The following is a 14,564-nucleotide window of genomic DNA, read 5'->3' on the forward strand; positions in this document are numbered from 1 at the left end:
CCTTCCGGTGTCGCGCGAGCCATGGTCGGCCCGGGCGCTTCATCTGGGAGAAAAACGAATGGCGCGCAGCATGGTTCCTGCGCTCAATAGCCTGCCTGTCGGTCGACAATGAATTGCAGCGGCTCGCCGCTCTCATAGCGCGCGATCTGGTGCTCGACGTGCCGGAAGAGCGCGGTCTCGTCGGATACGGCTGCATCGTGCGGCGTGATGAACACGTTCTCCAGCCCCCAGAGCGGATCGTCGGACGGCAGCGGCTCGACCGCGAATACGTCGAGCGAGGCGCCGCCGAGCACGCCGTTCTGAACCGCGGCGACAATGTCGGCCTGGACCTGGCTTTTGCCGCGGCCGGCATTGATGAACACCGGCTTGCCGAGCGCGCCGCCCTGCCGCAGTTTTGTGAACAGCTTGGCATTGTAGAAGCCGGTGGTCTCAGGGGTCAGCGGCAGCAGGCCGACGAGAAAATCCGTTCGGGACAGGAATTCATCGAGCTCACCGGCGCCGAACGTCTCGACGCCGTCGATCTTCTTGCCGCTGCGCGACCATCCGATGACGTCGAAACCCATGATCATCAGCTTGCGTGCGGCGTCCTGGCCTAGCACGCCCAGTCCCATGATGCCGACGGTGATCTCGGCTGCCTCAGGCGGAACGAGCTTGCCCCAGATGCGCGCGCGCTGGTCCTTGTCGTGCTGGTATTGTTGCCTGAGGTGCATGAGGCACTGCATCACGACCCATTCGCTCATACGGGTCGTCAGGCTCCGATCGACGAAACGGACGATCGGAACGTCGGGCAACCCTGGAAGGTTCATGAAGCTGTCGACGCCGGCGCCGCCGGAGAAGATGGCCTTGAGGTTCGGGGCACGTGTAAAAAGATCCGCGTCCGGCTTCCAGAGTAGCGCATAGTCAATGCCGGTCAGATCACGATCCTTGCTCGCTGGGTCGGCAATATTGATGCTGCCGCGATCCGGAAAGGCCGTCTTGAGGATGCGGGCAACGGTCTCAGGGTCGAACTTGAGGTCGACGAGGATGGGCGGTCTTGCGGTCATGGTGTTCTTTACTGTTGGACGGCGGGTGTCGGAACCGCCTCGATGTTGAAGGCGGCAGCCATCAGGGCCTTGGTATAGTCGTCCTTTGGCGCGCGAAAGATCTCCGCGGACGGACCCTGCTCGACGACCTTCCCGAAGCGCATGACGATGACGTCGTTTGCCAGCGCCTTCACCACTTTCAGGTCATGGCTGATGAACAGGTAGGCGAGGTCATGCTTCTTCTGCAGATCGCGCAGCAGGTCCACGACCTGTGCCTGAACGCTCATGTCGAGCGCGGATGTCGGCTCGTCCAACATCACGAAGCGCGGCTTCAGCACCATGGCGCGAGCAATGGCGATGCGCTGGCGCTGGCCGCCGGAAAACTCGTGCGGATAGCGCCAGCGGGTCAGCGGATCGAGGCCGACTTCCTCCAGCGCCCAGCAGACGCGCTGATCGCGCTCCTCGTAGGAGAGTGACCGCTCATGCACCTTGAGGCCTTCCGCGATGATGTCGCCAACCGACATGCGGGGGCTGAGCGAGCCGTAGGGGTCCTGGAAAACGACCTGCAGCTGATTGCGCAGCGGACGCATTTCCGTGAATGAATAGCTGGCTATATCCGTGCCGACGAAGCTGATTTGACCTTGCGAGGAGATCAGCCGCGTCAGCGCCAGGCCCAACGTTGTCTTGCCGGAGCCGGATTCGCCGACGACGCCGAGCGTCTGTCCGGCGCGCAGCTGGAGATCGATGCCGTCCACGGCCTTCACATGATCGACGACCTTGCGCATCAGGCCGGCCTTGATCGGGAACCAAACGCGGATATCGGCCCCCTGCATCACGACCGGCTTGGAGGGATCGGCAAGCGGCGGCTCACCGCGCGGCTCGGATGCCAGCAGATGCCGGGTGTAGTCGTGCTTCGGATTGCGGAAGACCTCTTCCACCGTACCAGTCTCGACGATCTTGCCCTTGGTCATCACGCAGACGCGGTCGGCGAATTTGCGAACGATGCCGAGGTCGTGGGTGATGAAAAGCATGGACATGCCATGCTGGCCCTTCAGTTGCCGCAGCAGCTCCAGAATCTGCGCCTGCACGGTGACGTCGAGCGCGGTCGTCGGCTCGTCGGCAATCAGCAACTCCGGGCGGTTGGCGAGCGCCATGGCGATCATCACGCGTTGTCGCTGCCCACCGGAAAGCTCGTGCGGATAGGCGTTCAGGCGCTTTTCCGGCTCGCGGATGCCAACCTGGTTCAGCAATTCAAGGATCCGCTTGCGGGCAGCCTGCCCGGTCAGGCCCTGGTGCAGTTCGAGGATCTCAGCAATTTGCTTCTCGATCGTGTGCAGCGGGTTGAGCGATGTCATCGGCTCCTGGAAGATCATCGTGATGTCATTGCCGCGCACCGCGCGCAATGCTTTGTCGGATGCCTTCAGCAGGTCCTTGCCCTTGAACAGGATTTCGCCCGAGGGATGGCTTGCCGCCGGGTAGGGAAGCAGGCGCAGGATCGAATTGGCAGAGACCGATTTGCCGGAGCCGGACTCGCCAACCAGCGCCACGACTTCGCCCTTGCGGATATCGAACGACACGTGATCGACAGCCAGCGATGTATCTCCGCCCTGGTGGAAAGCCACCGAAAGATCGCGAACGGAAAGCAGTGTTTCGGCAGCGTCACTCATTGAAACGTCTTCCTGGGATCGAATGCATCACGAACCGCTTCGCCGATGAAGATCAAGAGCGACAGCATGATCGACATGGTGAAGAACGCGGTCAGCCCGAGCCACGGCGCCTGCAGGTTCGCCTTGCCCTGGGCGATCATCTCGCCGAGCGAGGGCGAACCGGGCGGCATGCCGAAACCGAGGAAGTCGAGCGAGGTCAGCGTCGTGATTGAGCCCGACAGGATGAACGGCAGGAAAGTGAGCGTCGCCACCATCGCGTTTGGCAGCAGGTGACGCCACATGATCGTCCGGTTGTTCACCCCGAGCGCGCGGGCAGCGCGCACATATTCGAAGTTGCGGGCCCGCAGGAATTCCGCCCGCACGACGCCGACGAAGCCAACCCACGAGAAGAGCAGCATGATGCCGAGCAGCACGAAGAAGCCGGGCGGCAGGATGGCCGCGATGATCAAGAGGATGTAGAGCACCGGCATCGACGACCAGATCTCGATGAAGCGCTGCAGCAGCAAGTCCGTCCAGCCGCCGAAGTAGCCCTGGATCGCGCCGGCGCTGACGCCGATGATGGCGGAGCAGATCGTCAGGACCAGGCCGAACAAGACCGAGACGCGGAAGCCGTAGATCACACGGGCAAGCACATCGCGTGCCTGATCGTCCGTGCCGAGCCAGTTGAGATTGCCAAAGTTGCAGCCGCGGTCGGCCGCTCCCTGCGGATAGCCGGAGCAGCGCTCCTCCTTGCTCATCAGCCAGAAGGGCGGTGTCGGGGCCGAATGCGGGATGTTCGAATTGACAGAGCGATAGGAGTAGCGGATCGGCGGCCAGATCATCCAGCCGTTGGCATTGATCTCGTCGGTGATGACGTCGGAGCGGTAATCCGTCTCGGCCAGGAAGCCGCCGAACTTCTCCTCGGGATAGTTGACGACTACGGGAAACAGGATCTCGCCCTTGTAGGAGGCGACGATCGGCCGGTCATTGGCGATGAACTCGGCAAACAGGCTGAGCACGAACAGGATGAGGAACAGAAAGAGCGACCAGTAGCCGCGCCGGTTCGCCTTGAAATTCTTCCAGCGGCGGACGTTGGTCGGCGACTGCAGGCCTTTGCGAGGCGGCTTGACCGGCGTCGCGGTCGTCGGATTGGCGGCGGTGTCCATCAGACGTCCCTCCGCTCGAAGTCGATGCGCGGATCGATCCATGTGTAGATCAGGTCGGAGATCAGGCTGACGAACAGCCCGAGCAGCGAGAAGATGTAGAGCGTCGCAAAGACGATCGGATAGTCGCGGTTGACGACCGAGAGATAGCCGAGCCGCCCCAGCCCATCGAGCGAGAAAATGTTCTCGATCAGCAGCGAGCCGGTGAAGAAGGCGGAGATGAACGCGCCGGGGAAGCCGGCGATGATGATCAGCATGGCGTTGCGGAACACATGGCCGTAAAGCATCTGCCGCTCGTTCAGCCCCTTTGCCCGCGCGGTCACGACATATTGCTTCTTGATCTCCTCGATAAAGGAGTTCTTCGTCAGAAGCGTCGTCGTCGCAAACGCCGCCAGCGAGAGCGAGATCAGCGGCAATGTCAGATGCCAGAAGTAGTCGAGCGGCTTCTGCCACCAGGCGAGCTGATCGAAGTTATCTGAGACAAGCCCGCGCAGCGGGAACCAGTCGTAGAACGATCCGCCGGCAAAGAGCACGATCAGCAGGATGCCGAACAGGAAGCTCGGAACGGCATAGCCGATGATGATGATACCTGAGGTCCAGACGTCGAAGGTGGAACCGTCCTTGACCGCCTTGCGGATGCCGAGCGGGATCGAAATGCCATAGGAAAAGATCATGATCCAGACGCCGAGCGAGGCCGAGACCGGCAGCTTTTCCTTGATCAGTTCGAGCACGGATGTGTTGCGGAAGAAGCTCTCGCCGAAATCGAAGCGGATGTAGTTCCACATCATCTCGCCGAAACGCGTCAGCGGTGGCTTGTCGAAGCCGAACTGCTTTTCCAGTTTGGCGATGAGTTCCGGATCGAGGCCCTGGGCGCCGCGATATTTCGAGCTGCCTTCGTCAAGTCCGCTGCCAAGAAGATCACCGCCGCCACCGGAAATGCGCGCGTCTGCGCCCTGCGCATCGCCGGTCAGTTGCGCGATGACCTGCTCGACCGGACCGCCGGGAGCGAACTGAATGACGGTAAAGGAGATGGCCATGATGCCGATGATCGTCGGGATCATCAAAAGCAGACGGCGAAGGATATAGGCTCCCATCAGTGAAGACCCTTCCGGCAAAGCTCGCGTCGTATGCCGTCCAGTCTATCGCCGTTCAATCGGTGCAGTCTCCTTGTGGTGTCGCCCGGCACGCAGTGCCTTGTCCTGATTCGCATTGTTCATTTGGAGCCCAGTCACCTCAGCAATGCAAGTCCGCCCGCCTGCCTGCCTATTTCGCATCTTTCGACCACCAGACATCGGGAAAGCCGATGGAGTAAGTCGGCAGTTCCGCGGGATGGGCCAGCTTGTTCCAATAGGCTATGCGCGAGTTATTGCTGTAGAAAAGCGGGATGACATAGTGATTGGCGAGCAGGACGCGGTCCATTGCCTTAATCGCGGCGACCTGTTCATCACGATTGGGCGCGAAAATGATCATCCGGATCAGGGCGTCGATGGCTGGATTGGCGATGCCGGCGTAGTTGCGCGAACCCTGCTGGTTTGCGGATTGCGAGCCCCAATAATCCATCTGCTCATTGCCCGGGTTCATCGTCTCGGCCCAGACAGACCAGATCATGTCGTAGTCGAAACTTCTGACGCGGTTCGTATATTGGGAAGCGTCAACGGTGCGCAGGCGCGCGTCGACGCCAATCTTCTTGAGGTTGTTGACAAACGGCATCACCGAGCGCTCGAAGGACGGGTTGGACAACAGGATTTCGAAGCTCATCGGCTGGCCGGTCTTGGTATTGACCATACGGTTGCCCTGAAGCTCGTAGCCCGCCTCCTTGAAAAGCCCGATTGCCTTTCGCAGGTTGTCGCGAAGCTTCTGCGGGTCGCCAGCGACCGGATTGGCGTATGGCGTGGTGAAGACTTCAGGAGGAACCTGATCTTTCAGGCTTTGGAGAATTTCGAGTTCGCGCCCTTGCGGCAACCCGGATGACGCAAGTTCCGTGCCCCAGAAGTAGCTGTCGATGCGCTTGAACGCATTGAAAGCGAGGTTGCGGTTGAGATCTTCGAAATCGAGAGCGTAGTTTAGCGCTTCGCGAACGCGTGGATCCTTGAACTGATCGCGTCGCAGATTGGGCGTTAGCGCCTGCATGACGCCGACGGCGCGCAACGCATTCGGCACCTCTTCACGGATCACGCGGCCATCCTTAATGGCGGGAAAGTCATAAGCCTTGGCCCAACGGCTCGCCTGCGTTTCCTGGCGGTAATCCACGTTGCCGGCACGGAAGGCCTCGAACTCGACCTCGCGATCTCCGAAGAAGGTGTAATTGACATTGCGGAAGTTGTTCTGGCCGACATTGACGTTGAGGTCCTTGCCCCAATAGTCGTCGCGGAGTTCGTAGCGGACCGTGGATCCGGCGGTGAATGCGGCAATCTTGTATGGACCGGAGCCCAAGATCGGCTCCAGCGTGGTTTTGGTAATATCGCGCGGCTTCCCATCCGAACCCGTCCCTTCCCACCAATGCTTCGGCAGGATCATCAACTGCCCGAGGATGTTCGGAAGCTCCTTGTTGCCCTTCTCATCAAAGATGAAGGTCACGTCGCGGTCGCCGGTCTTTTCGGCGCGAACGACATGCTTGTAATAGTTGGCGTAAAGCGGGTTCAGTTGCTTGAACTTGTCCAGGCTGAAGATGACGTCCTCAGGTGTAACCGGCTGACCGTCCGCCCACTTTGCTTCGGCGCGCAGCCGGAAGGTTGCGCTCGATATATCCGCCGGAAAGGAAATGCCCTCGGCCAAAAGTCCATAGCTGGCGAGCAGCTCATCATCGGCGGACTTGGTCAGCGTCTCGAAAACCAGCGCCGCGCCGTCGGCAAGTTCGCCCTTCGCCGGCAACGGGTTGAACGTGTCGAAGGTGCCGGTCGTCGAAAGATTGAGCGTCCCACCCTTCGGCGCATTCGGGTTAACGTAATCGAAATGCTTGAAGCCGGGCTTATATTTGAGTTCGCCGATGCTCGAAGTTCCAATTTGGAAGTTCTGTTCCTGTGCCTGAACCGGTAGGGCCAACCAGCTCAAAGCGACCAGCGCAACAATCAAACGTCTTTTCGACCACGTACGCGCCATTCGCCAACCCCGATTGCTTTTCGCTTTCATCGACAATAGGCGAAAAGCGGGCGAAAAAAAGATGATATGACAGTTTTTGTCAGGCTCGCGGGATCGGACCCTTTTGTTGCCCGGGTAAGATTGGCTCATTTCCTGCTTATGCAAAACATCGATTCACCAAAATTGCCTTTCACGGTAGATTCGACGCAAAATCACTCGGCCGCGGCCACAGACGTTCAGGACATGGCATGGCTCTCCATACCGCTCGGACTTTCCAAACATTCTTGAAATTGGCATTCGCCGGCGTGCTCGGTGCAAGTCTCGTCGCCGGCGATGCCAGCGCCGAGCAGAAGCAGCCAAGTCCCGGGAGCGCCAAGGCCCTCTTCGGCGCCGTCGCCTTGCCAAATCAAGGGGCGGCGCAGCCCTTCGGCTTCTACGCGAAAGGCTGCATGTCCGGCGCCGTCGCACTTCCGACCGATGGCCCCACCTGGCAGACCATGCGGCTGTCGCGCAATCGCCACTGGGGCAATCCCGCCATGATCTCTCTCTTGGAGCGGCTGTCCCGGGATGCGGCAAAGTATGACGGATGGCCAGGCCTTTTGGTCGGCGATATCTCGCAGCCGCGCGGCGGGCCGATGTTCAACGGCCACGCCTCGCACCAGATAGGACTTGATGCCGACGTGTGGCTGACGCCGATGCCCGCTCACCCGATGAGCGTCGAGGCGCGCGAAACCCTGCCCTTCACGACGATGCTGCAGAAGGGTGCCTTCCTCACCATCAATCCGGATGTCTGGACCGAATCGCGCGCCCGGCTTTTGATGCGTGCGGCCAGCTACCCGCAGGTCGAGCGGATCTTCGTTAATCCGGCCATCAAGAAAAAGATGTGCGATACCTGGAGAGGCGATCGCACCAATCTCGGCAAGCTGCGCCCGATCTACGGTCACGATTCCCACTTCCACATCCGCATCAAGTGCCCACCGGGCGCAGCCTCGTGCAAGCCGCAAGCGCCGGTTCCTGCTGACGATGGATGCGGCAAATCGCTGGCATGGTGGTTCACGAAGGAACCATGGGCGCCGCCGAAGCCGCCGAAGCCCGGTACGAAGCCGGCCAAGCCGCGCGAAGTGATGGTCTCCGATCTTCCGAATGCCTGCTCGTCGGTTCTCGCGGCGCCGTCCGTCGGTTCGGTGCAGACGGCCACCTTTGGCGCCGCCGCCGCTGCTGCCCCGGAGGTCGCGCCGATGGCGCTGGTGCCTGCCGCGGCGTCTGACGAGGCGCTGCCGGCCATCGGACCGGTACCGGACGACAAGCCGTCCGACGAATGACGCTGCCGGCCGGGGCGGTGGTCTTTCAAAAGACGGACGCTTCGTATAGAAGCAACCAAATCGATTGAATTTCAGGTGGAGGTTCTGTTCATGGCCGGCGGCAAGTGCCTTGCATTGATTGCGCATGACCAGAAGAAGGACGACATGGCGGAGTTTGCGCGCCGCAACCGCGAGACATTCGCAAGCTGGAAAATCGTCGCCACGGGCACGACCGGCGGTCGGGTGATCGAGGCGGCTCCGGACCTCGATGTGACCCGCTTGAAAAGCGGCCCGCTCGGCGGCGACCAGCAGATCGGGGCTCTTATTGCCACCGGCGAAGTCGATGCGCTGATCTTTTTTGTCGATCCTCTGACGCCGATGCCGCATGATGTCGATGTCAAGGCTTTGATGCGGCTTGCAATCGTCTACGATATTCCGATGGCGCTCAACGAAGCGACCGCCGACAAGCTCATTGCCACCCTTCACGCGTAACCGGCGCTTGAAAAGCGCGCACGCACGGAACCCGCCATGCCACAGCTCGATACCAGCGAAACCGCCATGCCCTTTCCGATCCTGATCGGCGACATTGGCGGCACGAATGCCCGTTTTGCGATTATCCCGGACGCCGCGGCAGAGCAGATCCATTTTCCCAACGTTCGCACCGCCGATTTCGAGACGATCGACGATGCGATCCGCAGCTGCATTCTCGAAAAGAGCAGCTTGCGGCCGCGCTCGGCGATCTTGGCGGTGGCCGGGCCGATCAGCCGGGACGAAATACCGCTGACCAATTGCGACTGGGTCGTCCGCCCGCGAACCATGATCGATGGCCTCGGTATCGAAGACGTCCTCGTCGTCAACGATTTCGAAGCGCAAGCACTGGCAATCGCTAATCTCTCTGATGACAACCGCGAGCGCCTTGGCGATGCGTCGGGCGACATGATTGCATCCCGCGTCGTCCTCGGCCCGGGCACCGGTCTCGGTGTCGGCGGGCTCGTCCACGCGCGAGGCTCCTGGATTCCCGTGCCGGGCGAGGGTGGTCACGTCGATCTCGGGCCGCGTACCGCGCGCGATCTCGAGCTCTTCCCGCACGTGGAGACGATCGAAGGCCGGATTTCGGCAGAGCAGATTCTCTGCGGCCGTGGCATCGTCAACCTCTACCGGGCAATTTGTGCCGCTGATGGCATTGCCCCCGCCTATTCCGATCCGGCGGACATCACGTCGCACGCGCTCGCCGCTTCCGATAAGGTCGCCGTCGAGACGATTAACCTGTTCTCGACCTATCTCGGCCGCGTCGCCGGTGACATGGCGATGATCTTCATGGCCCGCGGTGGCGTCTTCCTGTCGGGCGGCATCTCGCAGAAGATCCTTCCGGCGCTGAGAAGGCCGCAATTCCGCGCTGCGTTCGAGGACAAGGCGCCGCATTCCGAGCTGCTTGCGACGATCCCGACCTATGTCGTCACGCACCCGCTTGCGGCTCTTGCGGGTCTCTCGTCCTATGCCCGCAAGCCCGAGAGCTTCGGGGTCTCGACGGATGGGCGTCGCTGGCGGGCGTAACGGCTCTGGTCAAAAGCCTGCCAACTCTTTATAGAGCCGCGCGAGCGCACGCAGTCATGAGGACATGCGTGTCCTGACACACAGGAAGACGGATTTTTGCAAGCACTGGACACCCAGCAGAAGCCTGTAACGAGCGACAGCATCACCGGCATCTTGAAGCGCATCATCGCAGAAAACGGCCGGGATCATCTCTGGGGCTATGTTTTTGCTATCAGCTGCCTCGTCATCGTTGCCTTGTCGACGGCGTATACCGCCTGGATCATGAAGTCGGTGATCAACGAGGCGTTCGCAAACCGGCGCGCGGATATTGTCTGGGCCATCTGTTTCACCATCTTCATTGCCTTCGTGCTGCGCGGTTTCGCGAGCTATGGCCAGGCGGTGGTCCTCTCCAAGATCGGCAACAACATTGTGGCGCGGTATCAGCAGCGCGCCTATTCGCACCTGATGAAATTGTCGCTCGGCTACTTCAACCAGACGCGCTCGGCCCACGTTGTTGCGCAGCTCAACCAGAACATCAGCGGCATCCGTGATGTGATGAACCTGACGATCACGTCGACAGTGCGCGATCTCCTGACGTTCATCTCTCTGCTGGCCGTGATGATCATCCAGGATCCGCTGCTCAGCCTCGCGGTTTTCGTTCTGGCGCCGCCTCTTCTTTACGCGTTGCGATACGTGTCGAAGCGGCTTCGCACGGCGACCAAAGATGCAATCCACGTCAACAGCCATGTCGCCGGCGCGATGCAGGAAACCATCCAGGGTATCGCCATCGTCAAGGCCTTCACCATGGAAGGCCAGTTGGAGCACAAGGTTGACAGGCTTGTGGAGAGCGCCGAACGGCGTGCGAACCGTATCGCTCGTCTATCCGAACGGACAGCGCCGCTGACGGAAAGCTTTGCCGGCCTCGCGGTCGCCAGCGTCCTTGCCTACGCCGCTTACCGCACGATCTACAACAATATTCCGCCGGGCGCCTTCTTCTCTTTCGTGATGGCCTTGCTACTGGCCTACGATCCCGCACGCCGCCTCGCACGTCTGCAGGTGCAGATGGAGCGTGCCGTCGTCAACGCGCGCATGATCTATGAATTCCTCGATACGGTGCCGCATCAGCGCGATGTGCCTGGCGCGAAGGCGCTTGTGGTCAAGGAAGCCAAGATTGAATTCCGCAACGTCTCCTTCGCCTATGGCGAGGATGATGTGTTGCGCCATGTCAGCTTCCTTGCCGAAGGCGGGAAGACGACGGCGCTTGTCGGGCCATCCGGTGCCGGCAAGTCGACGATCATCACGCTCATTCCGCGCTTCTACGACCCGAAGGCTGGGCAAATCCTGATCGACGGCCAGGACATTGCGCATGTGACGAAACAGTCGCTGCGTGAGCAACTGGCCTATGTCTCCCAGCAGCCGTATCTCTTTGAGGGTACGATCCGCGACAATATCCGCTACGGCCGCCCGGAGGCGACCGATGAGGAGGTCGAGCGCGCCGCGCGCCTTGCCTACGCACACGACTTCATCCTGGCACAGCCCCATGGCTACGACACCCCAGTCGGAGAAAACGGCGTGACGCTTTCCGGCGGTCAACGCCAGCGCCTGTCGATTGCCCGCGCCCTCGTGCGCAACGCTCCGATCTTGCTGCTGGATGAAGCGACCTCGGCGCTGGACACGGAATCGGAGGCGGCGGTCCAGAAGGCACTCGATGGGGCCATGGTTGGCCGCACGGTGGTCGTCATTGCCCACCGCCTTTCGACGGTTGTCCGCGCCGACAAGATCGTGGTTATGCAGCAGGGCCGGATCATGGAGGAAGGCAATCACGAGAGCCTTGCACAGCGCAGCGACGGTCTCTACGCTCGCCTCAACAATCTGCAGAGGCCAGCAGCCTCGGATGCCCGCTGACACATAGGATGATCGACTGACATGAGCGATGCTGCGATGAAACTGGTAGTGGTTGGAGCAGCGGGACGCATGGGGCAGACGCTCATACGGCTTGTCGATTCGATGGATGGGGTCACGCTGCATGCGGCTGTGGCCCGCCCCGGCTCACCGTTCGTCGGCAAGGATGCCGGCGAAATTGCGGGTCTTGGGACGAACGGCATCACTGTCGGGGACGATCCCCTCGCGGCGTTTCTTCATGCCGATGGCGTCCTCGATTTTACGACCCCGGCAACAACGAACGAATTCGCCGCACTTGCCGGTCAGGCGCGCATCGTCCATGTGATCGGGACAACCGGCTGCTCGGCAGAGGACAACGCGAAGATTACGGCGGCCGCCCGTCACGCCCGGGTGGTGAAGTCGGGCAATATGGGCCTCGGCGTGAATCTGCTCAGCGTCCTTGTCGAGCGGGCCGCTCGTGCGCTCGATCCGGCCGACTGGGACATCGAAGTCCTCGAAATGCATCACAAGCGCAAGGTTGACGCGCCCTCGGGCACGGCGCTGCTTCTTGGCGAAGCGGCGGCCAAGGGCAGGGGCATCGATCTCGTATCGAAGTCGGTGCGCTCGCGCGACGGTCACACCGGTCCGCGCGAGGAAGGCACCATCGGCTTTGCGACACTGCGCGGCGGCTCGGTTGTCGGCGAGCACTCCGTGATCTTTGCCGGCGAGGGCGAAACGGTGACGATGTCGCACAGCGCCACCGATCGTTCGATCTTCGGCCGCGGCGCCGTCAAGGCGGCGCTCTGGGCGCGTGACAAGAAGCCCGGTCTCTATTCCATGCTCGACGTGCTCGGGCTCTCTTCAAGGTAATCTTTTTCGGAGGCATTTTTCATGAGCGGCACCCTCGTTCTCGTTCGCCACGGCCAAAGCGACTGGAATCTGAAGAACCTTTTCACCGGCTGGAAGGATCCGGAGCTGACCGAGCTTGGCATCCAGGAGGCCAACACCGGCGGCAAGGCGCTGGCCGACTACGGCATCAAGTTCGATGTCGCCTTCACCTCCGACCTGAAGCGCGCTCAGGACACGCTGACGATCATCCTCGACAATGTCGGCCAGCCGGACCTCGAGACGCTCAAAGATCAGGCGCTCAACGAGCGCGATTACGGCGATCTCTCGGGCCTCAACAAGGACGATGCCCGCGCCAAGTGGGGCGAGGAGCAAGTCCACATCTGGCGCCGCTCTTATGATGTTCCGCCTCCGGGTGGCGAAAGCCTGCGCGACACCGGCGCCCGCGTCTGGCCTTACTACCTGACGGAAATCCTGCCCCGCGTGTTGCGCGGCGAAAAGGTGCTCGTCGCCGCCCACGGCAATTCGTTGCGCTCGCTGGTGATGGTGCTCGACCGCCTGACCAAGGAACAGATCCTGGCGCTCAACCTCGCGACCGGCGTCCCCATGGTCTACAAGCTCAACGCCGATTCCACCGTCGCTTCCAAGGAAGTGCTCGGCGACATGTCCGGCGCGCATTGAGTTCAAAGGCGCCGCGCATCATCGGGCGCGCGGCGTTTTTTGAATTTTGCCCGGTTCTAGCTCTTTGCTGCGTCCGTCGCGCGAGGCGACTGCGCGCGGGCCGCCTCGAAATCCGGCAGACGATTGGCGATCCACTGCCAGAGCGCCACGACTTCTACCAGAAGCTCGCCGCCAAGCGGCGTCAGTTCATATTCCACTCGTGGCGGCACCTGCGGGTAGAGCGTTCGCGTCACCAGACCGTCGCTCTCCAGCGTCCGTAGCGTCTGCGTCAGCACCTTCTGACTGATCCCCTCCACCCGTTCCAGAACGCGCGAAAAGCGCAAGGGGCCGTTGGCCTTAGCCAATATGTGCATGACCCGCAGCGGCCATTTGGCGCTGGCGCGTTCCAGCATCTCGCGAGCAAGCGCGTCCTGCGCGTCCATCAGCGTTTCGCAGAAATCGAATGTACCATCGTCCAGGCCAGTTACCATTGGGTATGTATAGCTCCTGTGGGTACCTTCTTTCAAGATGAGACTGATTTGCCTATATGGCCTTCCGGCGGATCAAGGAGATTTCCATGTCACAGGTTTGGTTGATTACAGGCAGTTCTCGTGGGCTCGGCAGGGCGCTTGCTGAAGGGGTACTGGCGGTGGGGCACAAATTGGTCGCAACGGCGCGCAATCCGTCGCAACTTGAGGATCTCAAGCAACGCTTCGGCGACAACGTCCTGACAGCCACCCTCGATGTCGCCGATGAGCGGTCTGCCGCATCGGCCGTGAAGTCGGCGGTCGACAGGTTCGGCCGGCTGGATGTTCTCGTCAACAATGCAGGTTACGGCGATGTCGGCTCGATTGAGGATACAAGCCTTGCCGACTTCCGTGCCCAGATCGAAACGAACCTCTTCGGAACGATCATCGTCACCAAGGCCGCGCTACCGATAATGCGAGAGCAGGGTTTCGGACACATCATCCAGTTCTCCTCCGTCGGCGGTCGCATCGGCCCGGCGGGGCGTGCGCCTTACGCTGCCGCCAAATGGGGCGTGGAGGGCTTCTCGGAAGTTCTGGCCAAGGAGGTCGGCCCGCTCGGCATCAAGGTGACGATCATCGAGCCGGGCGGCTTCAGGACCGACTTTGCCGGCTCGTCCACTACACTTCGGGAAGGCCGGCCGGAATACGAGGACACCGTCGGAAAGATGGCGCGCTATCAGCGCGATTATAACGGCAGGCAGCCGGGAGATCCGGCAAAGGCAGCCGCCGCCGTCGTCCATGTTGCCGGCCTTGCCGAACCGCCACTGCGCTTGCTGCTCGGCAGCGATGCGTTGCGCGGCGTCGAGCAGAACGACGCTGCACGAGCCAAGGAGCATGCGGCTTGGCGCGAACTTAGTGTCTCAACCGATTTTGAGCCCGGCGGCTGACGAACGGTCAGGCCCGGATC

The 14,564-nt window shown here is 61.4% G+C and carries 13 protein-coding genes; 7 read left to right on the forward strand and 6 right to left on the reverse strand.

Annotated features, from left to right (window positions below):
* Positions 1-83: 83 nt before the first annotated feature.
* The 5 genes from LPU83_RS39505 to LPU83_RS39525 all read right to left on the reverse strand — a co-directional run bounded on the left by LPU83_RS39505 (position 84) and on the right by LPU83_RS39525 (position 6,930).
* Positions 84-1,043 carry a 2-hydroxyacid dehydrogenase gene (locus LPU83_RS39505; RefSeq protein WP_024313438.1) on the reverse strand — a complete coding sequence of 320 codons (960 nt, stop codon included), beginning with the start codon at positions 1,041-1,043 and terminating at the stop codon, positions 84-86.
* An 8-nt stretch (positions 1,044-1,051) separates the two neighbouring features.
* On the reverse strand, positions 1,052-2,689 hold the full coding sequence (locus tag LPU83_RS39510; RefSeq protein WP_024313439.1) for an ABC transporter ATP-binding protein: 1,638 nt from the start codon (positions 2,687-2,689) through the stop codon (positions 1,052-1,054).
* Entirely contained in the window at positions 2,686-3,834 is a 1,149-nt protein-coding gene (locus LPU83_RS39515) for an ABC transporter permease (RefSeq protein WP_024313440.1), read from the reverse strand. Before LPU83_RS39515 ends, LPU83_RS39510 begins: the two co-directional genes overlap by 4 nt.
* Entirely contained in the window at positions 3,834-4,925 is a 1,092-nt protein-coding gene (locus tag LPU83_RS39520) for a microcin C ABC transporter permease YejB (RefSeq protein WP_024313441.1), read from the reverse strand. Before LPU83_RS39520 ends, LPU83_RS39515 begins: the two co-directional genes overlap by 1 nt.
* Before the next feature lie 169 nt (positions 4,926-5,094).
* Positions 5,095-6,930, reverse strand: a complete 1,836-nt coding sequence (locus LPU83_RS39525) for an extracellular solute-binding protein (protein ID WP_024313442.1) — start codon at positions 6,928-6,930, stop codon at positions 5,095-5,097.
* Positions 6,931-7,157: 227 nt separating this feature from the next.
* On the opposite strand from LPU83_RS39525, the gene mepA reads away from it, so the two are divergent.
* The 6 genes from mepA to LPU83_RS39555 all read left to right on the forward strand — a co-directional run bounded on the left by mepA (position 7,158) and on the right by LPU83_RS39555 (position 13,151).
* Positions 7,158-8,231, forward strand: a complete 1,074-nt coding sequence (gene mepA / locus LPU83_RS39530; protein ID WP_024313443.1) for a penicillin-insensitive murein endopeptidase — start codon at positions 7,158-7,160, stop codon at positions 8,229-8,231.
* A 90-nt stretch (positions 8,232-8,321) separates the two neighbouring features.
* Entirely contained in the window at positions 8,322-8,702 is a 381-nt protein-coding gene (locus tag LPU83_RS39535; RefSeq protein WP_024313444.1) for a methylglyoxal synthase, read from the forward strand.
* A 36-nt stretch (positions 8,703-8,738) separates the two neighbouring features.
* Positions 8,739-9,764 (forward strand): glucokinase, encoded by a 1,026-nt coding sequence (locus tag LPU83_RS39540; protein WP_024313445.1) that lies wholly within the window; start codon positions 8,739-8,741, stop codon positions 9,762-9,764.
* A 96-nt stretch (positions 9,765-9,860) separates the two neighbouring features.
* Positions 9,861-11,648 (forward strand): ABC transporter ATP-binding protein, encoded by a 1,788-nt coding sequence (locus LPU83_RS39545; protein ID WP_024313446.1) that lies wholly within the window; start codon positions 9,861-9,863, stop codon positions 11,646-11,648.
* Between the two features lie 21 nt (positions 11,649-11,669).
* Complete coding sequence (dapB, locus tag LPU83_RS39550; RefSeq protein ID WP_024313447.1) at positions 11,670-12,494, forward strand: 4-hydroxy-tetrahydrodipicolinate reductase; 825 nt, start codon at positions 11,670-11,672, stop codon at positions 12,492-12,494.
* Positions 12,495-12,515: 21 nt separating this feature from the next.
* A complete protein-coding gene (locus LPU83_RS39555) occupies positions 12,516-13,151 on the forward strand; it encodes a 2,3-bisphosphoglycerate-dependent phosphoglycerate mutase (protein WP_024313448.1) in 636 nt (211 codons plus the stop codon).
* 56 nt (positions 13,152-13,207) lie between these two features.
* Here LPU83_RS39555 and LPU83_RS39560 read toward each other — a convergent pair whose 3' ends face one another.
* On the reverse strand, positions 13,208-13,621 hold the full coding sequence (locus tag LPU83_RS39560; protein ID WP_024313449.1) for a winged helix-turn-helix transcriptional regulator: 414 nt from the start codon (positions 13,619-13,621) through the stop codon (positions 13,208-13,210).
* 86 nt (positions 13,622-13,707) lie between these two features.
* Between LPU83_RS39560 and LPU83_RS39565 the strand changes: the two genes are divergently transcribed.
* Entirely contained in the window at positions 13,708-14,544 is an 837-nt protein-coding gene (locus tag LPU83_RS39565) for an oxidoreductase (protein WP_024313450.1), read from the forward strand.
* The last annotated feature ends 20 nt before the right edge of the window (positions 14,545-14,564 follow it).

The sequence above is a fragment of the Rhizobium favelukesii genome, from assembly GCF_000577275.2.
In the GTDB taxonomy this organism is placed as follows: Bacteria; Pseudomonadota; Alphaproteobacteria; order Rhizobiales; family Rhizobiaceae; genus Rhizobium; species Rhizobium favelukesii.